The organism is Pararhizobium sp. LjRoot238, from assembly GCF_964252955.1.
Taxonomy (GTDB): Bacteria; Pseudomonadota; Alphaproteobacteria; order Rhizobiales; family Rhizobiaceae; genus Pararhizobium.
This window is the reverse complement of record NZ_CAXUPP020000003.1, coordinates 129,139-150,416: the sequence shown is the minus strand read 5'-3', so window position 1 is coordinate 150,416 and position 21,278 is coordinate 129,139. Positions and strand designations below refer to the sequence as shown.

The window sequence follows — 21,278 nt, the reverse complement described above, 5'->3', positions numbered from 1 at the left end:
GCCGCCGCCCCATTGCATCCAGGAGCCTTCCGTAGCGATCCGACCGGACAAGTCTGGCAAGACCAAACCAGAGCGTCAGCATGGCAACGGAAACGCTGCCGCCATAACTGTTAATGACGGCGTATATCCCGGTTGTATCTCCGATATCGTCTTGCACTCGCTTGCGAAGGATCAAGACGCTTTTGCTGCGGTGAAGCCTCTTTCCAGATCCGTCTTCAGGTCGTTGACATCTTCAAGGCCGATATGAAGGCGCAGGACCGGGCCTTTTTCGGGAGCTTGCAAAATTCGCCGATCACCCAAGTCGACGTGAAGGGCCAAGCTCGGAAAACCGCCCCAGGAATAGCCAAGTCCGAACAGCGCGAGACCATTCAGAAAGGCCTGCGCTTTCGCTTTGAATTCCTCCCTCCTGGCAACAGCAAGCACAAAGGAGAATACGCCGCTGGCGCCTTTGAAGTCGCGCTTCCAGATCTCATGACCGGGAAAACTCGGCAGGGCCGGATACAGCACGCGCGAAACGTCGCCTCTCGCTTCCAGCCAGCGCGCGATCTCAAGCGCACTGGACTGGTGGCGCTCCAGGCGCACCCCCATGGTGCGCAGGCCACGCAAGACCTGATAGGCATCGTCAGGCGCGCCGCATATGCCGAGCGCGCCATTCGCTTGCCTGAGACGTTTCCAGTGTTCGGCGTTGGCTGAAACGGTACCCAGGAGAATGTCGGAGTGACCCGCCGGATACTTGGTCGCAGCCTGGATGGAGACGTCCACGCCAAAATCAAGCGGTCTGAAATAGAGTGGCGTCGCCCAGGTGTTGTCCATCGTCACCACCGCTCCCTGCCGGTGTGCGGCGGCGGCGATCGCAGGAACGTCCTGCATCTCGAATGTATTGGAGCCCGGCGCCTCGAGATGAACCAGTTTCGTGTTCTGCTTCAGCAGGGATTCGATCGCTGCGCCGATGGAGGGATCGTAATATTCGACCTCGACACCGAAGCGAGCCAGCATCGTATCGCAGAAATGGCGGACATTGCCGTAGACGGAATCGACGATCAGCGCATGGTCGCCCGGCGAGAGATAGGCCAGAAACGCAAGTGTCACCGCAGCAAGCCCCGACGGCACGATGATGGTTCCCGCAGCCCCTTCCAGTTCATTGACGGCCTGACACAGTGCGTCTGTCGTCGGCGTGCCGCGTGTTGCGTAGGTGTATTTCTGGTTATGGGTTTCCATCACTCCGGCATCCGGGAACAGCACTGTTGATGCTCGAACCGTCGGGGGATTGATGAAGCCGTGATAATCGAACGGATCATATCCCGCCCTGACCAACTGCGTGTTGGGTCCAATGTTTTTTGGCGTACGGTCTTTTTCGCTCATGATGTCCTGCATTCGTTGACGGCTACCAGCGGATTTGTGCTGCGGCCGGTTGTGCATCCAGTCGCGGTTAGGGTCTGTCGCCCCCGAAGTGACGCTCCAGGAAAGGCAGATTGTCCTGCCCCCAGTAAATCTCGTCGTCGTAGAGGAAGGTCGGGAAGCCGAAGACGCCGCTTTTCACGGCATGCTCCCGGTCGGCAACCCATTTACCCCTCACGTCTTCGTCTGCCTGCCGTAGCAGGAGGCCCGCACCATCAAATCCCGCCGCGTCAGCAATCGCTGCGCGGACGTGCGGCTGGCCGATGTCTTTTGCTTCGCTCCAGAAAGCATACTGCAGCGCCCGGGTCAGTCCAATCCAGTCCTTACCATCGAGATAAGCGGCAATGATGATGAGCGATGCCGGTGCTGGATCGCTGAGGTCCGGGCGGTTTTCGAGGATCAGTTCCTTGCCGCGCACGTGCGCCCAGCGCTTCAGGTCCCGTGTCCAATACCCTCGCCGGATCTCTGGGCGATTGCGCGAAAAGATGCCGCCATTCTCCTCAACGACCGTTGTCAGATAGGGCTTGATTTCGACGTTGTTCTTCGCTGCCAAGTCGATGAAAGAGTCAAAGCCGATGTAGGACCACGGCGAGCCGATGGAGAAGAAGTAGTCAACGATTTTGGTCAATGCTTGTCATTCCTGTGCATATGCGCGCCTTGCGGCGGTCCTGGTTCACGCCGTTCGTTTTTCTCTGCCCGGTTCGTTGAACCAGCCGAGCTGTGGGGCGATGATTGTGGAAAAGTCGTGGATGATCTGGCGGTATTCCTCATCCTCGAACTCGTAGGGAAGCTCAAGCCTCAGTTCGCTGACCTGCGGCAGGATCGGGTCGGCAAACAGGCGTTCGAGAATCTGCTCCGATGTGCCGGCGAGGTCCCGAGCATAGAGCGTACGGCGTTCGCCCTGCGGCGTCAGCGTGCGCTCGTAGCGTCCTGCGGCATAGTCGAGATATCGCTTGCGGGTGATGCTATCGGCACTGTCGAGAGGAACGATGACACGGCCGAGCGCAACACGCCTGCCCGATCCGCCAGCCTCCCGATACGCCGTCAACTGGCGCGACTGGGCGACGAAGAAGTCATCCGTCTCCTCGCCGGTCGTGACATTGCCGATCAAAAGGTTGAAGCCGTTGCGCCCTGCCCAGCTTGCCGACCGCAGCGACCCGCCGCCGTACCAGATGCGGTCCGTCAGCCCCTTGGCATGGGGCTGCAGCCGGGGCCGTTGCGGTCCGAAGGGGGTCTTGACGAAAGTTGTTTCGTCACCGACAGGCTTGCTCTTCAGATTGTCGACGAAGCGCAGGACACGTTCGTGGGAGAAATCATAATTTTCCCAATCACCATCGAAGACCAGCGGCGCGATCAGATCGGCATGTAGCGGCCGGCCAGCGCTCAAGCCGACGTTCAACCGCCCACGTGAAAGAACATCGACCGTCGAAAGGTCCTCGGCGAGCCGGTAGGGGCTTTCATAGCCAATCGGGATAACCGCGGTGCCGAGCTGGATGCGGCTGGTACGCTGGGTTGCCGCCGCCAGAAAAGCCGTCGCCGAGGAGATTCCCGGCTCCAGATGCCGCTGGCGTGCCCAGACACTTTGAAAGCCGATCTCCTCGCCATATTCGAGAAGTTTCAGCGTTTTTTCCAACCCGGACAACGGATCGTCAGCGGGATAATTACCCGGAGTGAGAAAGCCGATATGATTGATGGCGATGCTGCTCATCGTGCGTTCTTCCTTCAGGATTTCGGCAGGCCGGGCGGATTGGTTTCCGATTTTGGCAGGGCTTCCTCGCTCAGATGCCAATGGTCGAGAATCTTGGCGTAAACACCCTTCTCGATCAGCCCGTTGGTGGCGACGGTCAAAGCGTCTGCGAGACCACTACCCTTTTTCGTGGTGATGGCCACGTCGGAGCGATCGGGCCAGCCGGCGCTCAAGGTGCCAACGCGTTTGATGTTGTGATCACGCGCGGCGATATAGACGAGCTGTGCATGCGGCTGAACGATGACCTCGGCCCTGCCCGAAGAGACAGCCAGGAGGCTCGCCGCCTCGTCGTCGTAATATTGCAGTTCCAGCGGCTTCAGCCCGGCAGCGACGTTTTCGTCATTCCATCGAAGGAGGATGCGCTCCTGGTTGGTGCCGGCACCGACGATGATGCGCAGCCCCGCAGCATCCTTCGGTTCCCTGATCGACGTGATCGCGCTGTCGGACTTGACGAAGAAGCCGTGCAGGCCCTGGCGGTACGTGGAGAAATCGAATTTCTCCTTGCGCTGTTCGGTCACGCCGACGTTGGAGATCACCGCGTCGTATTTGCCGGATGTCAGGCCGAGCGGCCAGTCGATCCAGGCGACCGGCACGAGTTCCAGTTCAAGGCCGAGGCTGTCGGCAATGGCGGACGCATAATCCGGGTCGGCCCCGACGACAGTCTTTGCATCCGTCGCATAGGTGGCGAGCGGCGGTCCGCCCGGGCTGACCGCGACCGTGAACTTGCCTGGCGAGATGAATGCGAAATCCTTGGAGATCGCGGCGATGGCCGCGTCGTTTTTATCCACCCGGATTCGCGCCGCTTGCTCCGGGCTCAGGTCGAAGACGTCATCGCCAGCGCGTGCAACGGTCCCGAACAGAGCGAGGGTCGATGCAAGTGCTGTAATCAGGAAAGGGCGAAAAACCGATTGGTCGGTCATTGTCATGATCTCCATAAGAAGAAACGTGTTCGACCCGGCGTCGGAGTCCGACGCCGGGTCGCCTCGTGTCGCGTCAGGAACCGCTCTTCGGTAGACCGGCGGGATTGGTCTGGGACTGGTCGATGCCTTCGGCATCAAGGCTCCAGCGCTTCAGCACTTCGCCATATTTGCCGCTCTTGATCAGATCGTTGATCGCTACAGTGACGGCATCGGCGAGACCTGCTCCCTTGCGGGTCGTCACGGCGATCTCGGCCGTCAGCGGCCAGCCGCCGCTGACGATGCCGACGAGCTTGGTGTCGTGCTTGATCGATGCGCCATAAGCCCGGGTCGCGTTCGGATTGAATTCGACGTCGGCGCGACCGGACTGCAGAGCAAGGTCGCTTGCGGCGCGGTCGTCATAATACTGCACCTCGATCGGCGCCAGGCCGGCGGCGACGTTCTGTCGGTCCCATTCCAGAATGATCTTTTCCTGGTTGGTGCCCGCACCGGTGATGACCTTCAGGCCGGCGACGTCCTTCGGTTCCTTGATCTCGGTGATCTTGCTGTCCGATTTGACGTAGAAACCGAGCACATCCTTGCGATAGGTGGAGAAATCGAACTTCTCCTTGCGTTCTTCGGTTACGGTCACGTTGCTGATGACGGCATCGTACTTGCCGGATGCAACGCCCAGCGGCCAGTCGGCCCAGGCGACGGAAACGATTTCGAGCTCGAGGCCGAGCGAACCCGCCAGCAGCGAGGCAAGATCGGGATCGGCGCCGACAATCGTCTTCGCGTCATTGGCGAACGTTGCGATCGGCGGATCCCAGGCGTTGATGGCCACCGTGAACTTGCCCGGCGTGACGAATTTGAAGTCGGGCGAAATCGCCTTGATGGCCGCTTCGCTCTTTTCGGCGCGAACCCGGTTGGAAGTGTCCGGGCTGAGGTCGAATGTCTCGGCCGCCTGTGCAGTTCCCAATCCGAGGGCCGCGATGGTCACGACGCCTGCCATCAGAAGTTTAGCATTGTGCAAAAAAGTCATGCTTCCCGTCTCCTTTTTCATCTTAAAGTTGTGATTACCGATAGTCCCATCCCGTCCGCCCAGGCGACCGGGAATTTGCTAGAGAACTTTTGCGAGGAATTCGCGCGTGCGTGGATGCTCCGGCCGGCTGAAGATGCGCGCCGGCGCGCCGACCTCCAGAATGTGGCCGCCTTCCATGAACACGACGGTATCGGCCACCTCACGGGCAAATCCGACTTCATGGGTGACGATGACGAGTGTCGTGCCGGTGCGGGCCAGTTCCTTGATGACGTCGAGCACTTCGCCGACGAGTTCGGGATCGAGGGCCGAGGTGGGCTCGTCGAACAAAAGCACCTTCGGCTTCAAGGCAAGCGCCCGGGCGATGGCGACACGCTGTTGCTGGCCGCCCGAAAGCTGGCGCGGATAGGCGTCGATCTTGTCCGTGAGGCCGACGCGGGCGAGAAGTTCCCGCGCCAGTTCCACGGCCTCGCCGCGGTCTGCCCCCCGAACCTGTATCGGCGCTTCGATAAGGTTTTCCAGCACCGTCAGATGCGGGAAGAGATTGAAATTCTGGAAGACCATGCCAATATCGGCGCGGCGCTTCAGGATGTCCTTTTCCTTCAGTTCATAGAGGGTCTCGCCACTCTGGCGATAACCGACGAGATGGCCGTCGACGGAGATGAAACCGCTGTCGACCCGTTCCAGATGATTGATCGCCCGCAGCAGCGTCGACTTGCCCGACCCCGATGGACCGAGGATCGCCGTGACGCTTCCGGCCGGCAGGGTCAGGTCGACCGCATCCAGCACTTTCAGGGCGCCGAAGCTTTTCGAAATGCCGTGAATGCGAACCGGGGCGCCCGCTCTCAGCAGCGGAGCGTCGCTGAAGCCGATCTTCCGTGCGGTCTGCGTGTTGTGTTTGCCGACGCTCTGCACTGGCAACGGCCGGCGCAAGCGCGAGAAGAATGCCTGAAACGGCAGCGGAACCGGATTGCGTACCGCACCCCGGGAGAAATACCGCTCGATATAATGCTGCACAATCGACAGCACGGTCATGATGACGAGATACCAGGCGGTCGCCACCATCAGCAGCGGAATGACTTCGAGGTTGCGGCGATAGATGACCTGGACCGTGTAGAAGAGTTCCGGCAAAGCGAGCACGTAGACCATCGAGGTGCTTTTCGCCAGGCCGATGATCTCGTTGAAACCGGTCGGAAGGATCGAGCGCATGGCCTGCGGCAATACGATGCGGAACACCTGGCGGCGGCGCGGCAGACCGAGCGCTGCGGCGGCTTCAAGCTGCCCCTGATCGACCGACAGGATGCCGCCGCGGACGATTTCCGAGAAGAAGGCGGACTGGTTGAGCGTCAGGCCGAGGAATGCGGCGGCGAAGGGCGTCAGCAACTGCACGGTGGGATAATCGAGCAGCACGGCACCGGTGAACGGCACCGCGATCCGGATCGTCTCGTAGAGATAGCCGAGGTTGTTCAGCACCAGAAGAAGAACGATCAGCGGGATCGAGCGCAGCAGCCAGACATAACCCCATGAAAGACCGGAGAGCAGTGGCGATTTCGATACTCGCGCCAGCGCCAGCGCTGTTCCGAGCACAGATCCCGACACCGTGGCCAGCGCCGTCAGCAATAGCGTCCGGCCCAGACCGGCCAGAACCGGTTCGGCGATAAACCACTCGGCAAAAACATTCCACCCCCAGCGCGGGTTGGTGAATGTGGAATAAAGAACCGCGACGATGATGCCGGCGGCGAAAACCGTACCGATCAACCGGCCGGGGTGGCGCGCCGGCACGATCCGGTGGAGTGAATAGTCCTGGCTGTGATCCGCCGTCCTGCGGCCGGGTTCGATGCCCGCAAAATCTGTCGTTAGTGCCATGACGTTCCCCTTGTGGATTCTGCCGAAAGGTCAGCGGTAGCTGGCGGCGTGCTGAAGCGGTTGTTCTGAAAGAGCGATCACCGCTGCATCCGCGACCGCCAGATGGCCGATCTGCTTTTCGAACGGCAGCGTCTTGTAGATTTCCGGGTCGGCCTCGATGTCGAAGAGAGCGGTGTAGCCGTATTTCAGGTAGAGCCCGACGGCCTCCGGCTGGCGAAAACCGGTGGTCAGGTAGACCCGGGAATACCCTTGGCGGGCGGCCTGAACTTCGAGTTCGAGCAGGACTTTCACTGCCAGTCCTTGCCGGCGCAGGTCGGAGCGTGTCCAGATTCGTTTGAATTCCGCGGTCCGGTCGTCGTAATGCTTGAAGGCCCCGCCGCCGATCGTTTCGCCGTTGCGCTGAAGAAGCAGGAAATTGCCGTGCGGCGGCGCGAACGCCTCGACCGGGTAACGATTCATCTCTTCGGCCGCACCCGCCTCGCTGAAATAGGACCCATAGCGCTTGTCGTATTCATACGTCAGTTCGTCGATCAGCGGCTTTGCGCGGGGATCGAGGGGCGTGGTGTAGAAAAACGTATCGCTCATTTCGCCTAATCCTGTGGATGTCTTCAGTTGAGGAAGGTTTCCGCCAGCCGCACCCAGTAGCGGGCGGCGGGCGCGATGATCGCGTCATTGAAATCGTAGTGGGCGCTGTGCAGGGGCGCCGTGTCGCCATTGCCGACGAACAGGTAGCTGCCCGGTTTTGCCTGCAGCATGAAGGCGAAATCCTCGCTCGCCGTGCGCGGCTTGAACCCCTCCTCCACCCTTGCCGGGCCGAAGGTATCGAGCGCTACCGTTCGCGCGAACTCCGTCTCATCGCGATGGTTCATCAGCGCCGGGAAACCCAACCGGTAATCCACATCAGCGAAAGCGCCGAAACTTTCGGCCTGCGCCCGCGCCAGCGCCGGAATGCGCTCCTGCAATTGCTGGCGAACGCTCTCGGTAAAGGCCCGCATGGTGAGCTTCAGCTCGACGCTCTCCGGGATCACGTTTGACGCCGATCCGGCATGGATCGATCCGACCGTTGCCACCGCCATTTCCTGCGGATCGACATTGCGCGAGACTACGCTCTGCAGCGCGGTGATGAAGGCTGCAGAGGCGAGCACCGGATCGACTGCACGGTGCGGTTCGGCCCCATGGCCACCCTTACCGACGATCCGGATCTTCGCCTGATCGACCGAAGCCATCGCAGGTCCGGCGACGAAACCGAATTGCCCAGAAGGAACGCCCGGCCAGTTGTGCAGGCCGAAGACCGCATCGACCGGAAAGCGTTCGAACAGTCCTTCCGAAATCATCTTGCGGGCGCCGGCACCGATTTCCTCGGCTGGCTGGAAGATCAGATGAAGCGTGCCGTTGAAAATGCCGTTCTCTGCGAGATAGCGCGCCGCAGCCAGAAGGATCGACGTGTGTCCGTCATGGCCGCAGGCATGCATGACACCCGGATTGCCGCTGGCATAGGCAAGCCCGGTCGCCTCCTCGATCGGCAGCGCATCCATGTCAGCGCGTATGCCGACGCGGCGCTCGCCGGTCCCGCGCTTCAGCGTCGCGACAAGACCTGTTCCGGCAATGCCGGCGGCAACGTCATAGCCCCAGGACAAGAGGTGTGAGGCGATGAGCTTGCTGGTGCGGCGCTCCTGGAAGGCGAGCTCCGGATATTGGTGCAGATCGTGGCGCAGCGCGACGAACTCGTCGAGAGTGGCAGCAATACCTCGCTCCACGGGATCGTTGAGGCGCGGTGTCTGGGCGATAATGTTCATGGCCGTGCCCGGCGCCTCAGGCGCCGACCGCCTTTCCGCGTTCGACCTCGGTGGGCGGGGCGGCATACCGGCTCTCCCGATAGGTCAATCCCAGATGGTCGCGCAGCGTCTCGCCCTCAAGCACGGGATTGAAGTAGCCGCGCTTTTCCAGGATCGGCAGGACGTTTGTCGCAAAGTCATCGAGCCCTTCGGCGATCACCGGGAAACCGAGGATGAAGCCGTCTGCCGCGCCCTCCTCCACCCAGCGGATCAGTTCGCCCGCGATATGCTCCGCGGTGCCGATGAAAGCCGTTCGGGGCGTTGCGGCATCAAGGGCAATTTCACGCAGCGTGAGGTTCTGCTCGCGTGCCGTCTTCTTGATGCGATCGGTCGTCGCGCGAAAACTGTTCTTGCCGATATCGCCAATATCCGGAAAGGTCTCGTCCAGCGGATAGACGCTGAAATCATGGTGATCGAAGAAGCGGCCGAGATAGAGCAGCGCTTCGTCGATCGTCACGAGGCTGCGGATCGCTTGGTATTTCTGCTCCGCCTCCTCTGCCGTCTTGCCAACGATCGGCCCGATACCGGGATAGATGCCGACATCTGCGGCACGGCGTCCTTGCGCGATCGCGCTCTGCTTCACCTGCTTGTAGAAGACTTTTCCGTCCTCGATCGGGCCACCGTTGGTGAAGACCGCGTCCGCATGTTTGCCCGCGAGCTTCACCCCGGAATCGGAGGCACCTGCCTGGAAGACGACAGGCTGTCCCTGCTTCGAGCGGCCTATGTTCAACGGTCCCTCGACGCGGAAGAATCGGCCCCTGTGGTCAAGCTTGTGCAGCTTCGACTTGTCGGCATAAACGCCGGTCTCTCTGTTACGGACAAAGGCGTCGTCATCCCAGGAATCCCAGAGGCCCTTGATGACATCGAGGTACTCGTCGGCGATCTCGTAGCGCATTTCGTGTTCGGGGTGCTCGCGGCTGTAGTTGCGCCCCGAACCTTCGAGCGGGGTCGTCACCGCATTCCATCCTGCCCTGCCACGACTGATCAGGTCGATCGTGGCGAACTGGCGCGCAACCGTGAACGGATCGCTGTAGGAGGTGGAGACCGTGCCGACGAGACCGATCTTCGAGGTCGACGCCGCAAGGGCCGAAAGGATCGAGATCGGTTCGAAGCGGTTGAGGAAATGCGGGATCGACTGGGCGTTGATGTAAAGGCCGTCCGCGACGAAGGCAAAGGCGATGCCGGCCGCTTCGGCCCTGCGCGCGGTGTTGACGAAGAACTCGAAATTGACGCTTGCATCGGCCGGGCCGCTCGGATGCTTCCAGGCGTTCATATGGCCACCGGGGCCCTGCAGCATGATGCCGAACGGAATATGTTTCTGAACCATCGGGGAATCCTTTTGCGGGAGATCAGGCGGCGAGCGAAAGCCGCTCCTTGGCAAGACGCTCGATAGAGGCAAAGCGCTCGGCAGCGCCGAGCGCCGGCGTTTCAATGATGAATTCGCTGATGCCGTAGCTGCTGTGCAGGTCGTCGAGCTGCCGGCGAACCTCAGACGCCGTGCCATGAAGCACGCTCGGCGCCTTGGTTTCGAGGCGGTCAATGCCGACGCTCGCCTGGCGCGCATATTCGACCGCCTGCTCCTCGGTGCCAACATTGACGCTTCTGCCGTCGGTGAGGAAAACCTTGACAATGCGAAGATCCGCAACAGCCTTTCGAGCCACACTCGCGTCTTCGGCGGCATAGGCCGCAAGCGCCAGGATCGGGGTCTTACCACCGCTTGCCCGCGCATAGGCGTCGAAGGTCTTGCTCAGATTTTCCGGATCGCCGTTCAACTGACCGGCAAAAACAAGCCGCCAGCCCTTCGCTGCAGCAAGCTCTGCACTTTCAACGCTGGCGCCCAGAAGGAAACGCTCCGGCGCTGCCGGCGGAAACGGGGTCGCATGCGGTCCCTCGCGACCTGGATCAGCAGCAAGGAACGTATTGATGTCGGACAATTGCTGCGCAAAGTCCGGCTTTCTGGCTGGATCGGCACTCGCCTGCAACGCGCGGGTCGCCAGCGGAAAACCGCCGGGCGCCTTGCCGACGCCGAGATCGACACGGTCGGGGGCGAGCGATGCCAGGAGGTTGAAGGTCTCGGCAACCTTATAGGCACTGTAGTGCTGGAGCATGACGCCGCCGGAACCGACGCGGATTCTTGCCGTCTTGGCGAGCAGATAGGCAATCAGCGCCTCCGGCGCCGAGCTCGCAAGATTGAGCATGTTGTGATGTTCCGCGACCCAAAACCGGTGATAGCCGAGCTCCTCGGCCTTTTGAGCAAGCCTGACCGTAGCGCGCAAGGCATCCGCAGCGGTCGTACCCTCGTCGATGGGGCTTTTGTCGAGAAGACTGAGGAGGTAGGCCATAAGCCACTGATCCATTCGCTAAGTTGCAAAACTTAGTCTATAAAATCAGTAGACAAAATCATTTATAAGGAACGGCATTCTCTTTCGGGAGAGGGATGGAGAAAAAGTCACCTCGCTCGCGCAACCAGACCCGCTAGGATGAAACCACCGGATTTACAAACCGAACGAGGATCTCCATGCCAGCCCTTCCAACCTCAAACCGTATCGTCCTTGCCTCGCGCCCAACAGGTAAGCCGGTATCAGAAAATTTTCGGCGTGAGCAAGAGGCGGTTCGCGACCTCGCCGAGGGGGAAGTTCTTCTCCAGATTCTTTATCTTTCCCTTGACCCCTATATGCGCGGCCGCATGGACGATGCCAAATCCTATGCAAAACCGGTTGAAATTAATGGCGTCATGGAAGGAGGAACGGTGGCAAGGGTCCTGCGCACACGGAACGCCTTTTTCGCTCCGGGCGATATCGTCCTGTCCCATTCCGGCTGGCAGAGCCATGCAATATCGAACGGAAGCGACCTCAGAAAACTCGATCCGAACCAGGCGCCGCTAACGACCGCGCTTGGTGTTCTCGGAATGACCGGTTTTACTGCCTATGCCGGATTGCGCAACATTGGAAAACCGAAAGTGGGAGAAACCGTCGTAGTCGCGGCAGCAAGTGGTGCTGTTGGCTCGGCAGTTGGCCAGATCGCCAGGATTTTCGGCGCCCGCGCTGTCGGCATCGCGGGTGGACGCGAAAAATGCGACTATGTGCGAGACGAGCTCGGTTTTGACGCAGCGATCGACCATCGTTCGCGCGACTTTGCCACCGATCTCGCTGCGGCCTGTTCGAATGGCATCGACGTTTACTTTGAAAACGTCGGCGGCGACGTCTGGAGCGCGGTGTATCCCTTGCTCAATGACTTCGCGCGCGTGCCGGTTTGTGGACTCATCGCGCATTACAACGAAAATCGTCCCGCTGCGGACGGATATGATCAGCTTCCAGCCGTCATGCGGTCGATACTCCGCAAGAGCCTTACAATCAGAGGCTTCATACAACGTGAATTTGCAGATCAGCGTCCCGATTTTTACCGCGAGGCTGGAGCCTGGATTTCCGAAGGCCGGCTGAAATACAGAGAGGATATCGTTGAAGGACTGGAAAACGCGCCAGACGCATTCATCGGCCTTCTGGAAGGAAGAAACTTCGGCAAGCTGATTGTTCATGTCGCATCCTGAGCCGCGCTGGGAAACAGCAACAATGATCGCGGCGACGGGACATGGATATCGGGCTGATCAGCAAAAATGCTCATGCGTCCGTTTGGCAGCGTCACCCGGGACAGGTCATCCCTCATATGCCAAGCGCAAACGGCGGCGACCAACACGAATCCCGTTCTAGGTCACAAAAGCTTGGAATTACACAGTTTCTCGAAAAACTATTTTCCTGTGCCCGTCTCATCATCTGCCTTTAGTGTTTGCAGCAAGAACCGCTCGGCTCCGGACGCACCTGAACGCAAAGACGGCGAACGACATTGCCGGCTCTGGAGGGCGATGCCTAGGGGTAGAGCCCGACGCAAAGACAGATGCATTCGAGAGCGTGTATACTCTCTTCCTGGCGAATGTCGCCAAGGGCCTCTTGCCCGTCCTCGAAATCCTGCCGATCCAATTGATGATGGTCCCGATGGCAATTGCCCGCGGCTTCGAACCGGCAAAATTCCTCAATGGGTCCAAGGGAACCGTTATTGAGTAATGTCGACCCCGTTGAGTTATCGAGCCGCGGGAGCACCCGCTCGGTCATGGTTTGCTAACGGCAACAGAAATAGCGGTCGCCCTGATGGGATTTAAATCAGAGCGCTAGCTGTTCTCAACACAGTTAGGCCGCAACAATACAGATTTTCTATTGATTTGGATATTTCGGGACAGCTGTTTCTCTCTCAGCTCCAAGAGAGGATGCGATTGCTCGTGGGAACTGAAGGGGTCCTCTAGGTTCTTGCCGGAACAAGGAGCCTGATGAATGTTTTCCAGTACCATTGCCAAGACGGTCTTCGGACTCGCCCTTTCGATCTCAGCGCTCGCTGCGACCCAGGCGACTGCCGATGCGACACTCGACCGCATCAAGGGGCGCGGCACGCTGACGGTCGGCGTAATCCTGTCCGGTGCGCCGTTCGGCTATATCGACCCTAAGACCCAGGCGCAGAAAGGTTTCAACCTCGACATCGCGCAGGCGCTGGCCGATGACCTAGGCGTCAAGCTGGAAACGGTTACCGTGACGCCACCGAACCGCGTGCAGTTCCTGCAGCAAGGCAAGGTCGACATCCTGATCGCCAACATGCAGTACACCGAGGAACGCGCCAAGGTCCTCGATTACGTGCCGACGGCCTATGACCGCGCAGGCGGTGCCGCGGTCGTGCGCAAGGACAGCGGCCTGAAGGACTGGGCGGACCTGAAGGGCAAGCCGGTCTGCGTTTCACAGGGCTCCAACTACACGCAGCCTCTGATGGAAGAATACGGTGCGGTGGTGAAGGCTTTGCCGAGCCAACCGGAATCGCTGCTCGCACTGCAGGGCGGAAATTGCATCGCGGCTGTGCATGTCGGCGCAACCGTCGGCCTCCTGCTGCAGGACCGTGCGGAAGAGTGGAAGGACTATGCCATCCCCTTCCCCACCGAACTGATCCCGTCGGATTCGGTGATTTGGTTGCGCAAGGGCGAGAAGGACACGCAGGCCGCCCTGGACGCCGGTGTCAAGAAGCTGCACACGTCGGGCAAGCTCCTGGAATTCGCCAAAGCCAACCGGCTTCTGAATACCGACTACCTACAGCAGGCAAACAAGACGCTTTCCGCCAGCAAGTAAGCGGGGGCCATCGGTAGACCACATGCAGGACATCAACCTCACCGACCTGTTCGTCAGCCTGACGGGCAGGCTCGGCCTGAATTACGAGTTCCTGGCGACGGGATACGAGGCGCAGATCTGGCGCGATGGCTTCATCACCACGCTCCATCTGATCGCTCTGCTCATCCCGGTCAGCCTGGTCGCCGGCCTGCTCTTCGCTGCCTGCCTGACATCGGGCAGGCTCTGGCTTTCGGCACCGGTCAGGGCCTTCGTGGAGCTGACGCGAAATACGCCGACACTGGTGCAGTTGATGTTCAGTTTCCTTGTCCTCAACACCTTCGTGTCGAACCTGGTCGGCGGTGCGCAGAACAATCCGCTGTCGCCGTTCTTCTGGGTGGTGGCGGTGGTCGGACTGCATATCGCCGCCCTGCATGCCGAGGCGATCCGCGCCGGCATCGAGGCTGTGCCGGCTTCGACCGTCGAGGCGGCCCGCGGAATCGGATTCAGCCAGTTGCAGATCCTGCGTTATGTCGAGGTGCCGCTGGCGTTCCGAGCCTCGCTGCCGGCGATCGTCAACAACCTCATCAACCTCGTGAAGCTGACGACGGTGGGAAATGCCATCGCGGTGAGCGAGATCACCTATGCCTCGATCATGGTCTGGACGCAGCGCGACAACGTCGTCTCGCTGATGATCGTCATCCTGTTATTCTTCAGCCTCATAAACATGGTCGTCGCCCGTGTCGGCCTGTGGGTGGAGCGCCGAATCGCCGTTCCGGGATACGGCCTATGACGACCGCCGTGTTCTCCCCACCGCGCAAGATCAGCAAGGTCTTGCGCAACGTCGGCTTCGCGGCGCTGCCGTTCCTCATCCTCGTCTGGTCGCTCGCCGACCTGACGCTAGGCCGCGAACTGGTGGAGTGGATTCCTTATCTCGCCTCCGGCTTCGCCATGAACATCCTCATCGCAGTATGCGCGATGGTCCTCGGCACGCTGGTCGGCACCATATTCGGCATTCTCGAACTGGTCCCCTTCCGCGTGATCCGCTATTCGGTCATCGCCTATGTCCAGGTCTTCCGCAATGCCCCGCATCTCGTGCTGATCTTTGCGACGACCTATATCTTTCCCTTCGAGGTCGTCGTGTTCGGCAACTACCTGCCTTTCCCCGATTGGGTGAAGGCGGTGATCGGGCTTGCCATCCCGGCCAGCGCCTATGTCGCGGAAATCACCCGCGGCGCCATCCTTTCCATTCCGACGACCCAATGGGAAGCGGCCAAGGGCCTCGGTTTTTCGCGCAACCAGGCGCTGCGCTGGATCATCCTGCCGCAATGCCTGCGTCGTTCGCTGCCGCCCTGGATGAACGTGGCCGCCTCGATCACCATGGGCACGGCGCTCGCCTCGCTGGTCGGCGTGCACGAATTGCTGCATGCGGCGACCGATGCCAGCACCGCCGTGCGCCGGCTCGATTTCACGGTCATCGCCTATATTGTTGTGATGGCCGCCTTCTTCACACTTTGCTACCCGATCGCCCGCCTGACCCGACGCCTGGAACGTCGCTTCAACGCGGCCTGAGGAATTTGAAACGATGAATACATCCGCCGACACCGCGATCGTCCAACTGGAAGGCGTGCATCTGTCCTTCGGCCAGACGCAGGTGCTGAAGGGCATCGACCTCACGGTCAACAAGGGCGATGCGGTCTCCATCATTGGCCCCTCTGGCTCAGGCAAGTCGACCATCCTGCGCTGCATCAACGCACTCGTGCAGCCGCAGAGCGGCAGCATCACCGTCGATGGCACCCGTGTCGACCAGTTGACCAGGGAGAGGGAGCGCATCGCGTTACGCAAGCGCGTCGGCATCGTTTTCCAGCAATACAATCTGTTTCCGCACCTCACCGTCCTCGACAACATCGTGCTGGCGCCGACCCGCATTCTCGGTACCGGCCGGCGCGAGGCGGAAAAGCTCGCACGCGAACTGCTTGACAAGGTCCGGCTTGCGGAAAAGGCCGGCGCCTATCCTGGCCAGCTCTCCGGCGGCCAGCAGCAGCGCGTAGCGATTGCGCGTGCGCTGGCGATGAAGCCGGAACTCGTCCTGTTCGATGAAGTAACCTCTGCTCTCGACCCGGAGACCGTCGGCGAAGTACTGTGGGTGATCCGCGACCTCATCCGAGAGGGTATGACCAGCATTCTTGTGACCCATGAAATGCGCTTTGCCGAGGAGATCAGCGATACCGTCGTGTTCACCGAGAACGGTCGCATCGTCGATCAGGGCTCACCCGCGCAAATCTTTCACACCTCCGATAATCTCCGCATCCGCCAGTTCGTCGGCGGTCTTACCGGCAGCCGCGGCGCGGTGCTCGACGGCGAAGGCATCTAGGATACCTGCCATGACGAGCACAGCCGCGCCGCTGACCACCGCATTCGCAGAGGCGATCATCGTCTCTGACCCGACGAAGGATGCCGCCGCGATGGAAGCGGCACGCTCGGCCATCGTCGATTTCCTCGCCTGCACAATCGCCGGCGCCGCCGATCGCACCACCGCTGTTCTCGCCGATGCCGTCGGCGGCGACGTGCCAGGCAAGGCGATCTTGATCGGCAGCACCCACCGCACCGATCCACTCGTCGCGGCTGTCCTCAACGGCTATGCCGGTCACGTGCTCGATTATGACGACGTGCATGCCAGTGTGCGCGGCCACCCCACGACTGTAATCATCCCGGCCCTGCTGGCGCTCACCGCCGAGCGTGAATTTTCCGCAGAACAACTGGTTGCCTCCTATATGGTCGGCCTCGAGGCGATGGCGCGGCTCGGCCTGTCGGTCGGCTCTAAGCATTACGAGAATGGCTTTCATGCGACTGCGACACTCGGCACGGTCGGTGCGGCTGCGGCGATCGCGCATCTGACGCAGGCCTCGACGCAAGAGACCGCCATCGCGCTCGGCCTTGCGGCGACGCAGTCGTCCGGCCTGCGGCTGCAATTCGGTTATGATGCAAAACCCTACCATGCCGGCATGGCGGCCCGATCCGGCCTGCTGTCGGCACGACTGGCGGCGGCCGGGTTCGGGGGCGCGGCGGATTTCCTCGACAACCCGATCGGTTTCCACTCGGCCTACGCCTTCGGCGCCGAGCGTCCAGCCGCCGTCACCGAGAACTGGGGCGCCCCTTGGCAGATTGTCGCACCGGGACTGACACTGAAGGCCTATCCCTGCTGCACCGCCAGCCACCCCGTCGCCTCGCTCGGCGTAGACCTGCATAGGGAAGGCCTCGCTGCAGAGGCCATCGAAAGCATCACCTTCACCTATCCGGCCGGTGCCGATGCTGCGCTGGTAGTGAGCAAGCCGACGAACGGAATCGAGGCCCGCTTCAGCCCGGAATACGTGTTCTCCGCGGCGCTGATCGACGGTGGCCTGCGGCTCGACCATTTCGACGACCGGCCGGTGCAGCCGCGCCTGATGGCGCTGACCGAACGCGGCGGCCGCCGCCATGATGAGCGCGCACCGCGCATGTCGAGCGATCCGAAGACCCGCTTCGTCATTCTCGACATTACGCTCAAAGACGGCAATACCATTACCCGTCGTTTCGACGGCCTGCCCGGCCTCACCGATCCGACGGCAAAGTTCCGTGACGCGACCGCCGATAACCCGGCCTTCGCCGACATTCCATCACTTGTCCGATCCATGAGCAGTGCCGCCGACCTCAACCGACTTTTGGCGCTGCTCAACCAGGACCCCGTCTGAAGCCGACTTGAAGAAAGACTTAGCCATGAGCGCCAAGAGAGAAATTCATCTGGGCCTGTTCCTGCAGGGAGCGGGCCACCACGTATCCGGCTGGCGGCATCCTCATGCCGAGGCCGGCAGCGAGAATTTCGACCTCCTACGGCGCGTTTCGCAGATCGCCGAGGCGGCCAAGTTCGACATGGTCTTTCTCGCCGACGGCCTGACCAGCAGCCTCGACGCGCATCCCTCGACGATCGCCCGTTTCGAGCCGCTGACCCTGCTTGCCGCGCTGGCTTTGGTGACCGACAAGATCGGGCTGGCGGCGACATCATCGACGACCTATGGCGAACCTTACCACACGGCGCGCGCCTTCTCCTCGATCGACCACCTGAGCCATGGCCGCGCCGCCTGGAATATCGTCACCACCTCCTATGCCCGCACGGCCAACAATTTTTCCAAGTCGCATCCAGAGCATGACGAGCGTTACGCCGTGGCGGAAGAATTCGTCGACGTGGTGCGCGGCCTGTGGGACAGCTGGGACGACGACGCCTTCGTCAAAAACAAGGAAAGCGGCGTCTATGCCGACCCGGCGAAACTCCATGTGCTGGATCACAAGGGCAAGTATTATTCGGTCAAGGGGCCGCTCAATATCCCGCGGTCGCCGCAGGGTCACCCGATCCTGATCCAGGCAGGGTCCTCCGGCCCCGGCCAGGACCTTGCCGCTCGCACCGCCGACGTCGTGTTCACCGCCCAGCAGAGCCTGGAAGAGGCCAAAGCCTTCTACAGCAGCCTGAAGGAACGCGTCCTGCGCTTCGGACGCCAGGCCGACGACGTCGCGGTGATGCCCGGCTTCCTGCCGGTGATCGGCCGCACGGCCAGGGAAGCGGCCGATAAACTAGCCGAACTCGACCAGTGGACGGACCTGAAGAGCGCCATGCCGTTGCTCGAAGAACGCATCGGCCACAGCCTTGCCGATTACGATCCTGACGGCCCGCTGCCGGACCTGCCGATCTCGGACCAGCTACGCAGCCGCGCCGAGCTTTTGACCGCGCTGGCGCGGCGCGAGAACCTGACGATCCGCCAGCTGGCGTTGCGCGTTGCCGCCGGTCGCGGTCACCATATCGTGCTCGGCACGCCGGTGGAGATTGCCGATCGCATGCAGCAATGGTTCGAAGGCCGCGCCGCCGATGGTTTCAACGTCATGCCACCGTTCTTCCCGGAAGGCCTGGAGGATTTCACGCAGCTGGTTGTGCCGATCCTACAGGAACGCGGGCTGTTCCGCACCGAATACGGCGGCTTGACGCTGCGTGATCACCTCGGACTTTCCAGGACGCGAGCAAGTGGGCATCAGGCAGAGCCAAACAGAGCCGGACAAGGTGACTGATCTACAGACGGTCGCCGCGTCGATCGCGTCAGCTCCTGACGTGATTGTAGGTCATGCATTGCTTGAGGCGGCCGACATGATCCGGACCCTGAAGATCGTTCTGGATGGTAATGAATAACGGGGCCGAAGCCCCGCACTTTCATACCAGCTTCTTGCTGGCGGTTTTTCGCTCATTCGGGCGGTTTGCGCTCGGCCGTGCGGCTGGAGACAGCCACGATATCGGCACCACCATTGGCGAGGAGGCGTTTGCGCACCAGCACCCGCATGACGCGGGCGGCCGTCGAGAAGCTCATCTGATCGAGCGGTCCTTCGCCTTCCCAGGGCTTGGTCAGTCTTTCGGTGATGGCACGGACAATGTTCATCGGCACGATATCGTCGCATTCGCACATCGCTTCGAAGACAAGGCTGATCGGGATGACCCGCCCTTCGAAAGTGACGATCGGTTCCGTAAGTTCGGTATCCCATTCTTCGAAGGCGTTGAGCGCTTCGCGGAACAATTCCTGAAGGGTGATCGGCGCGTGTCCGTTGTAAAGTGGCGGCAAGGCATTCGTCATGTCTGTCTCCAATGAAAGAACACAAGGGGTAAAACACCTCCGTTTGGCGGCTTTTCCTTGGGTTCGGTTGGTCTTTGACCGGCATTGGCGCCGATCGGGTAAACCTCTCTCTTCCGCGGGACAGGTTGATTTGCTGTCCTTCGGTCGTGAACCATTCTCCAATGCGTGACCCTGATGCCGTCCTGGCTTCGGTCACAGAGTGGCGTTCGGCTCCCGGTTTCCCATTCTCCTTCAAGAGCGCAGCCCAGTCCTGCCGGGCTCGCTAGACAGATATCAGGACAACCGGGATGTCGTCGACGCGCCTTCCGTGATGGTGCTTTCGCCGCGCGGCTCGTAAGCGCGCTGGTTACGCAGGATCTGGAAGGCGATCGTCAAAAGCTTACGCGCAATCGCCACGCGCGCCTTGTTCACTCCTCTGATCTTCAGGTGTTCGTATTGGGCGCGAAGCTGCGCATCGCTGGCGATGGCGGGGGTGACGGCTTCGACGAAAGCCCAGCGCAGCCACTTGTTGCCCTGCCTGATGATCTTGCCATGAAAGGTCTTGCCGCCGCTCGAATAGGTCGAGGGCACAAGCCCGGCATAGGCGGCAAGCTTCTTCGGGTTGCGAAAGCGGGATATGTCGTCAATCTCCGCGTCGATCAGCCGGGCGAAGAACTCGCCGATGCCGGGGATCGTCTTCAACAGCTTGACGTTGGCATTGGCCTTGGTCATCGCCCGGATCGTTGCTTCCGACTGCTTGATCCGCACGTCAATGTCGCCGATGAAGTCGAGGCCACGGTCGATCTGGACGCGGTCGATCTCTGAGACGTTGACCTGCGCCAGCTGAATGCGGCCGGCCCTGCCGAACAGATCGCCGAGCTTCTTCAGCTGTGCCGTCTGCTCGGGATAGCGATCAAACACCGTGACAATGCGGTTCTTCGTCATCGTGCGCAGCCGCACGTAGAACATCCGCTCGCGCAGCGCGACGCGCAGTTCTCGCGCCCGTTCGCCCGGTGCCCAGGCCTCCGGCACCAGATCGGCCCTGAGCAGATGCGCCAGCACCGTCGCATCGATCTTGTCGGTCTTGATCTTGGCGTCGGCGATCGCCTTGACCTTCAGCGGATGGGCGAGAACGACATCATCACAAATGTCGTCGAGCCAGTCGTACATCACCATCCAGTTGCGTGTCGCCTCGACAACCGCATGCGAGTTCTCGCGGTATCGTTCCAGAAAGCCGCCAAGCGACTGGCGGTCGTTCTTCACCCGGCCGGATCTGAGCGTTTTGCCGCTGCTGTCCTGCACCACCAGATGACTGTAGGATTTGTGGTAGTCGACGCCGATATGGTAATCATAAGAGGCAGTCATGCTTCCAACTCCCTTGTTGAGATCTTGCGAACCCCAATAAGGTAAGCCGAAAGGCTGGAAGTGTGACTGTCCCTCGATCATCACCTGCATTTCAGTGATCCGTTCTATCGGTGGAGGCGGACTCTTTCATGCCACCTCCTCTTGTGGATTAAGCCAGTTCCTCCTCATCGGCCGGGATCGAAGCAGAACACGCAGAACTCAGCGTTTCCTCCGGACCGAATAACACCATAAATTTTATAGTGTAACACTCCCGTGATAAAGCGATTTATGCCTGCCAAGCGGCTGCCCCCTTGACTGCAGGCGATAAGTCATTGATATCCCTTACGCGCAAGCCCCGTATTTTCTCGGTGGGCCGACTGACGGGGTGGCC

General features: G+C 60.9%; 20 protein-coding genes. 8 read left to right on the top strand and 12 right to left on the bottom strand.

What is annotated here, in order from left to right; all coding sequences use genetic code 11:
* Positions 1–171: 171 nt before the first annotated feature.
* The 10 genes from ACSQ3F_RS25385 to ACSQ3F_RS25340 all read right to left on the bottom strand — a co-directional run bounded on the left by ACSQ3F_RS25385 (position 172) and on the right by ACSQ3F_RS25340 (position 11,123).
* A complete protein-coding gene (locus tag ACSQ3F_RS25385; RefSeq protein ID WP_436102974.1) occupies positions 172–1,362 on the bottom strand; it encodes a cystathionine beta-lyase in 1,191 nt (396 codons plus the stop codon).
* Positions 1,363–1,429: 67 nt separating this feature from the next.
* Positions 1,430–2,026: a 2-hydroxychromene-2-carboxylate isomerase gene (locus tag ACSQ3F_RS25380; RefSeq protein WP_436102973.1), complete on the bottom strand. Its 597-nt coding sequence runs from the start codon at positions 2,024–2,026 to the stop codon at positions 1,430–1,432.
* A 45-nt stretch (positions 2,027–2,071) separates the two neighbouring features.
* Positions 2,072–3,106 (bottom strand): LLM class flavin-dependent oxidoreductase, encoded by a 1,035-nt coding sequence (locus ACSQ3F_RS25375; protein WP_436102972.1) that lies wholly within the window; start codon positions 3,104–3,106, stop codon positions 2,072–2,074.
* 14 nt (positions 3,107–3,120) lie between these two features.
* On the bottom strand, positions 3,121–4,071 hold the full coding sequence (locus ACSQ3F_RS25370) for an ABC transporter substrate-binding protein (protein WP_436102971.1): 951 nt from the start codon (positions 4,069–4,071) through the stop codon (positions 3,121–3,123).
* Between the two features lie 67 nt (positions 4,072–4,138).
* Positions 4,139–5,083, bottom strand: a complete 945-nt coding sequence (locus tag ACSQ3F_RS25365; RefSeq protein WP_436102970.1) for an ABC transporter substrate-binding protein — start codon at positions 5,081–5,083, stop codon at positions 4,139–4,141.
* A 78-nt stretch (positions 5,084–5,161) separates the two neighbouring features.
* Complete coding sequence (locus tag ACSQ3F_RS25360) at positions 5,162–6,946, bottom strand: amino acid ABC transporter permease/ATP-binding protein (RefSeq protein WP_436102969.1); 1,785 nt, start codon at positions 6,944–6,946, stop codon at positions 5,162–5,164.
* A 30-nt stretch (positions 6,947–6,976) separates the two neighbouring features.
* On the bottom strand, positions 6,977–7,531 hold the full coding sequence (locus ACSQ3F_RS25355) for a GNAT family N-acetyltransferase (protein ID WP_436102968.1): 555 nt from the start codon (positions 7,529–7,531) through the stop codon (positions 6,977–6,979).
* A 23-nt stretch (positions 7,532–7,554) separates the two neighbouring features.
* Positions 7,555–8,742, bottom strand: a complete 1,188-nt coding sequence (locus ACSQ3F_RS25350) for a M20 aminoacylase family protein (protein ID WP_436102967.1) — start codon at positions 8,740–8,742, stop codon at positions 7,555–7,557.
* 16 nt (positions 8,743–8,758) lie between these two features.
* Positions 8,759–10,108: an LLM class flavin-dependent oxidoreductase gene (locus ACSQ3F_RS25345; protein ID WP_436102966.1), complete on the bottom strand. Its 1,350-nt coding sequence runs from the start codon at positions 10,106–10,108 to the stop codon at positions 8,759–8,761.
* Between the two features lie 22 nt (positions 10,109–10,130).
* On the bottom strand, positions 10,131–11,123 hold the full coding sequence (locus tag ACSQ3F_RS25340; protein ID WP_436102965.1) for an MsnO8 family LLM class oxidoreductase: 993 nt from the start codon (positions 11,121–11,123) through the stop codon (positions 10,131–10,133).
* A 176-nt stretch (positions 11,124–11,299) separates the two neighbouring features.
* On the opposite strand from ACSQ3F_RS25340, the gene ACSQ3F_RS25335 reads away from it, so the two are divergent.
* From ACSQ3F_RS25335 to ACSQ3F_RS25300, 8 genes are all read left to right on the top strand, one after another.
* A complete protein-coding gene (locus tag ACSQ3F_RS25335; RefSeq protein ID WP_436102964.1) occupies positions 11,300–12,328 on the top strand; it encodes an NADP-dependent oxidoreductase in 1,029 nt (342 codons plus the stop codon).
* A 358-nt stretch (positions 12,329–12,686) separates the two neighbouring features.
* Positions 12,687–12,839, top strand: a complete 153-nt coding sequence (locus ACSQ3F_RS25330; RefSeq protein WP_436102963.1) for a hypothetical protein — start codon at positions 12,687–12,689, stop codon at positions 12,837–12,839.
* A 264-nt stretch (positions 12,840–13,103) separates the two neighbouring features.
* The gene (locus ACSQ3F_RS25325; protein WP_436102962.1) at positions 13,104–13,940 is read left to right on the top strand and encodes a transporter substrate-binding domain-containing protein; all 837 of its coding nucleotides are present in this window, start codon (positions 13,104–13,106) and stop codon (positions 13,938–13,940) included.
* A gap of 22 nt (positions 13,941–13,962) precedes the next feature.
* Positions 13,963–14,709 carry an amino acid ABC transporter permease gene (locus tag ACSQ3F_RS25320; RefSeq protein ID WP_436102961.1) on the top strand — a complete coding sequence of 249 codons (747 nt, stop codon included), beginning with the start codon at positions 13,963–13,965 and terminating at the stop codon, positions 14,707–14,709.
* Entirely contained in the window at positions 14,706–15,488 is a 783-nt protein-coding gene (locus ACSQ3F_RS25315; protein ID WP_436102960.1) for an amino acid ABC transporter permease, read from the top strand. Before ACSQ3F_RS25320 ends, ACSQ3F_RS25315 begins: the two co-directional genes overlap by 4 nt.
* Before the next feature lie 13 nt (positions 15,489–15,501).
* Positions 15,502–16,290 (top strand): amino acid ABC transporter ATP-binding protein, encoded by a 789-nt coding sequence (locus ACSQ3F_RS25310; protein WP_436102959.1) that lies wholly within the window; start codon positions 15,502–15,504, stop codon positions 16,288–16,290.
* A gap of 10 nt (positions 16,291–16,300) precedes the next feature.
* Entirely contained in the window at positions 16,301–17,647 is a 1,347-nt protein-coding gene (locus ACSQ3F_RS25305) for an MmgE/PrpD family protein (protein WP_436102958.1), read from the top strand.
* Between the two features lie 25 nt (positions 17,648–17,672).
* Positions 17,673–19,010 carry an LLM class flavin-dependent oxidoreductase gene (locus ACSQ3F_RS25300; RefSeq protein ID WP_436102957.1) on the top strand — a complete coding sequence of 446 codons (1,338 nt, stop codon included), beginning with the start codon at positions 17,673–17,675 and terminating at the stop codon, positions 19,008–19,010.
* A 170-nt stretch (positions 19,011–19,180) separates the two neighbouring features.
* On the opposite strand, the gene ACSQ3F_RS25295 is transcribed toward ACSQ3F_RS25300, so the two are convergent.
* Both ACSQ3F_RS25295 and ACSQ3F_RS25290 read right to left on the bottom strand, forming a co-directional pair.
* Positions 19,181–19,564 (bottom strand): hypothetical protein, encoded by a 384-nt coding sequence (locus ACSQ3F_RS25295; protein WP_436102956.1) that lies wholly within the window; start codon positions 19,562–19,564, stop codon positions 19,181–19,183.
* Between the two features lie 273 nt (positions 19,565–19,837).
* Complete coding sequence (locus tag ACSQ3F_RS25290; protein ID WP_436102955.1) at positions 19,838–20,908, bottom strand: IS110 family transposase; 1,071 nt, start codon at positions 20,906–20,908, stop codon at positions 19,838–19,840.
* Positions 20,909–21,278: the final 370 nt, after the last annotated feature.

What these genes read in the sequence shown, in the direction of transcription:
- ACSQ3F_RS25310 (WP_436102959.1), top strand. Translation starts at nt 15,502, where the DNA reads ATGAATACATCCGCCGACACCGCGATCGTCCAACTGGAAGGCGTGCAT.
- ACSQ3F_RS25385 (WP_436102974.1), bottom strand. Translation starts at nt 1,362, where the DNA reads ATGAGCGAAAAAGACCGTACGCCAAAAAACATTGGACCCAACACGCAG.
- ACSQ3F_RS25315 (WP_436102960.1), top strand. Translation starts at nt 14,706, where the DNA reads ATGACGACCGCCGTGTTCTCCCCACCGCGCAAGATCAGCAAGGTCTTG.
- ACSQ3F_RS25320 (WP_436102961.1), top strand. Translation starts at nt 13,963, where the DNA reads ATGCAGGACATCAACCTCACCGACCTGTTCGTCAGCCTGACGGGCAGG.
- ACSQ3F_RS25305 (WP_436102958.1), top strand. Translation starts at nt 16,301, where the DNA reads ATGACGAGCACAGCCGCGCCGCTGACCACCGCATTCGCAGAGGCGATC.
- ACSQ3F_RS25345 (WP_436102966.1), bottom strand. Translation starts at nt 10,108, where the DNA reads ATGGTTCAGAAACATATTCCGTTCGGCATCATGCTGCAGGGCCCCGGT.
- ACSQ3F_RS25375 (WP_436102972.1), bottom strand. Translation starts at nt 3,106, where the DNA reads ATGAGCAGCATCGCCATCAATCATATCGGCTTTCTCACTCCGGGTAAT.
- ACSQ3F_RS25355 (WP_436102968.1), bottom strand. Translation starts at nt 7,531, where the DNA reads ATGAGCGATACGTTTTTCTACACCACGCCCCTCGATCCCCGCGCAAAG.
- ACSQ3F_RS25350 (WP_436102967.1), bottom strand. Translation starts at nt 8,742, where the DNA reads ATGAACATTATCGCCCAGACACCGCGCCTCAACGATCCCGTGGAGCGA.
- ACSQ3F_RS25365 (WP_436102970.1), bottom strand. Translation starts at nt 5,083, where the DNA reads ATGACTTTTTTGCACAATGCTAAACTTCTGATGGCAGGCGTCGTGACC.
- ACSQ3F_RS25370 (WP_436102971.1), bottom strand. Translation starts at nt 4,071, where the DNA reads ATGACAATGACCGACCAATCGGTTTTTCGCCCTTTCCTGATTACAGCA.
- ACSQ3F_RS25290 (WP_436102955.1), bottom strand. Translation starts at nt 20,908, where the DNA reads ATGACTGCCTCTTATGATTACCATATCGGCGTCGACTACCACAAATCC.
- ACSQ3F_RS25300 (WP_436102957.1), top strand. Translation starts at nt 17,673, where the DNA reads ATGAGCGCCAAGAGAGAAATTCATCTGGGCCTGTTCCTGCAGGGAGCG.
- ACSQ3F_RS25325 (WP_436102962.1), top strand. Translation starts at nt 13,104, where the DNA reads ATGTTTTCCAGTACCATTGCCAAGACGGTCTTCGGACTCGCCCTTTCG.
- ACSQ3F_RS25335 (WP_436102964.1), top strand. Translation starts at nt 11,300, where the DNA reads ATGCCAGCCCTTCCAACCTCAAACCGTATCGTCCTTGCCTCGCGCCCA.
- ACSQ3F_RS25340 (WP_436102965.1), bottom strand. Translation starts at nt 11,123, where the DNA reads ATGGCCTACCTCCTCAGTCTTCTCGACAAAAGCCCCATCGACGAGGGT.
- ACSQ3F_RS25360 (WP_436102969.1), bottom strand. Translation starts at nt 6,946, where the DNA reads ATGGCACTAACGACAGATTTTGCGGGCATCGAACCCGGCCGCAGGACG.
- ACSQ3F_RS25295 (WP_436102956.1), bottom strand. Translation starts at nt 19,564, where the DNA reads ATGACGAATGCCTTGCCGCCACTTTACAACGGACACGCGCCGATCACC.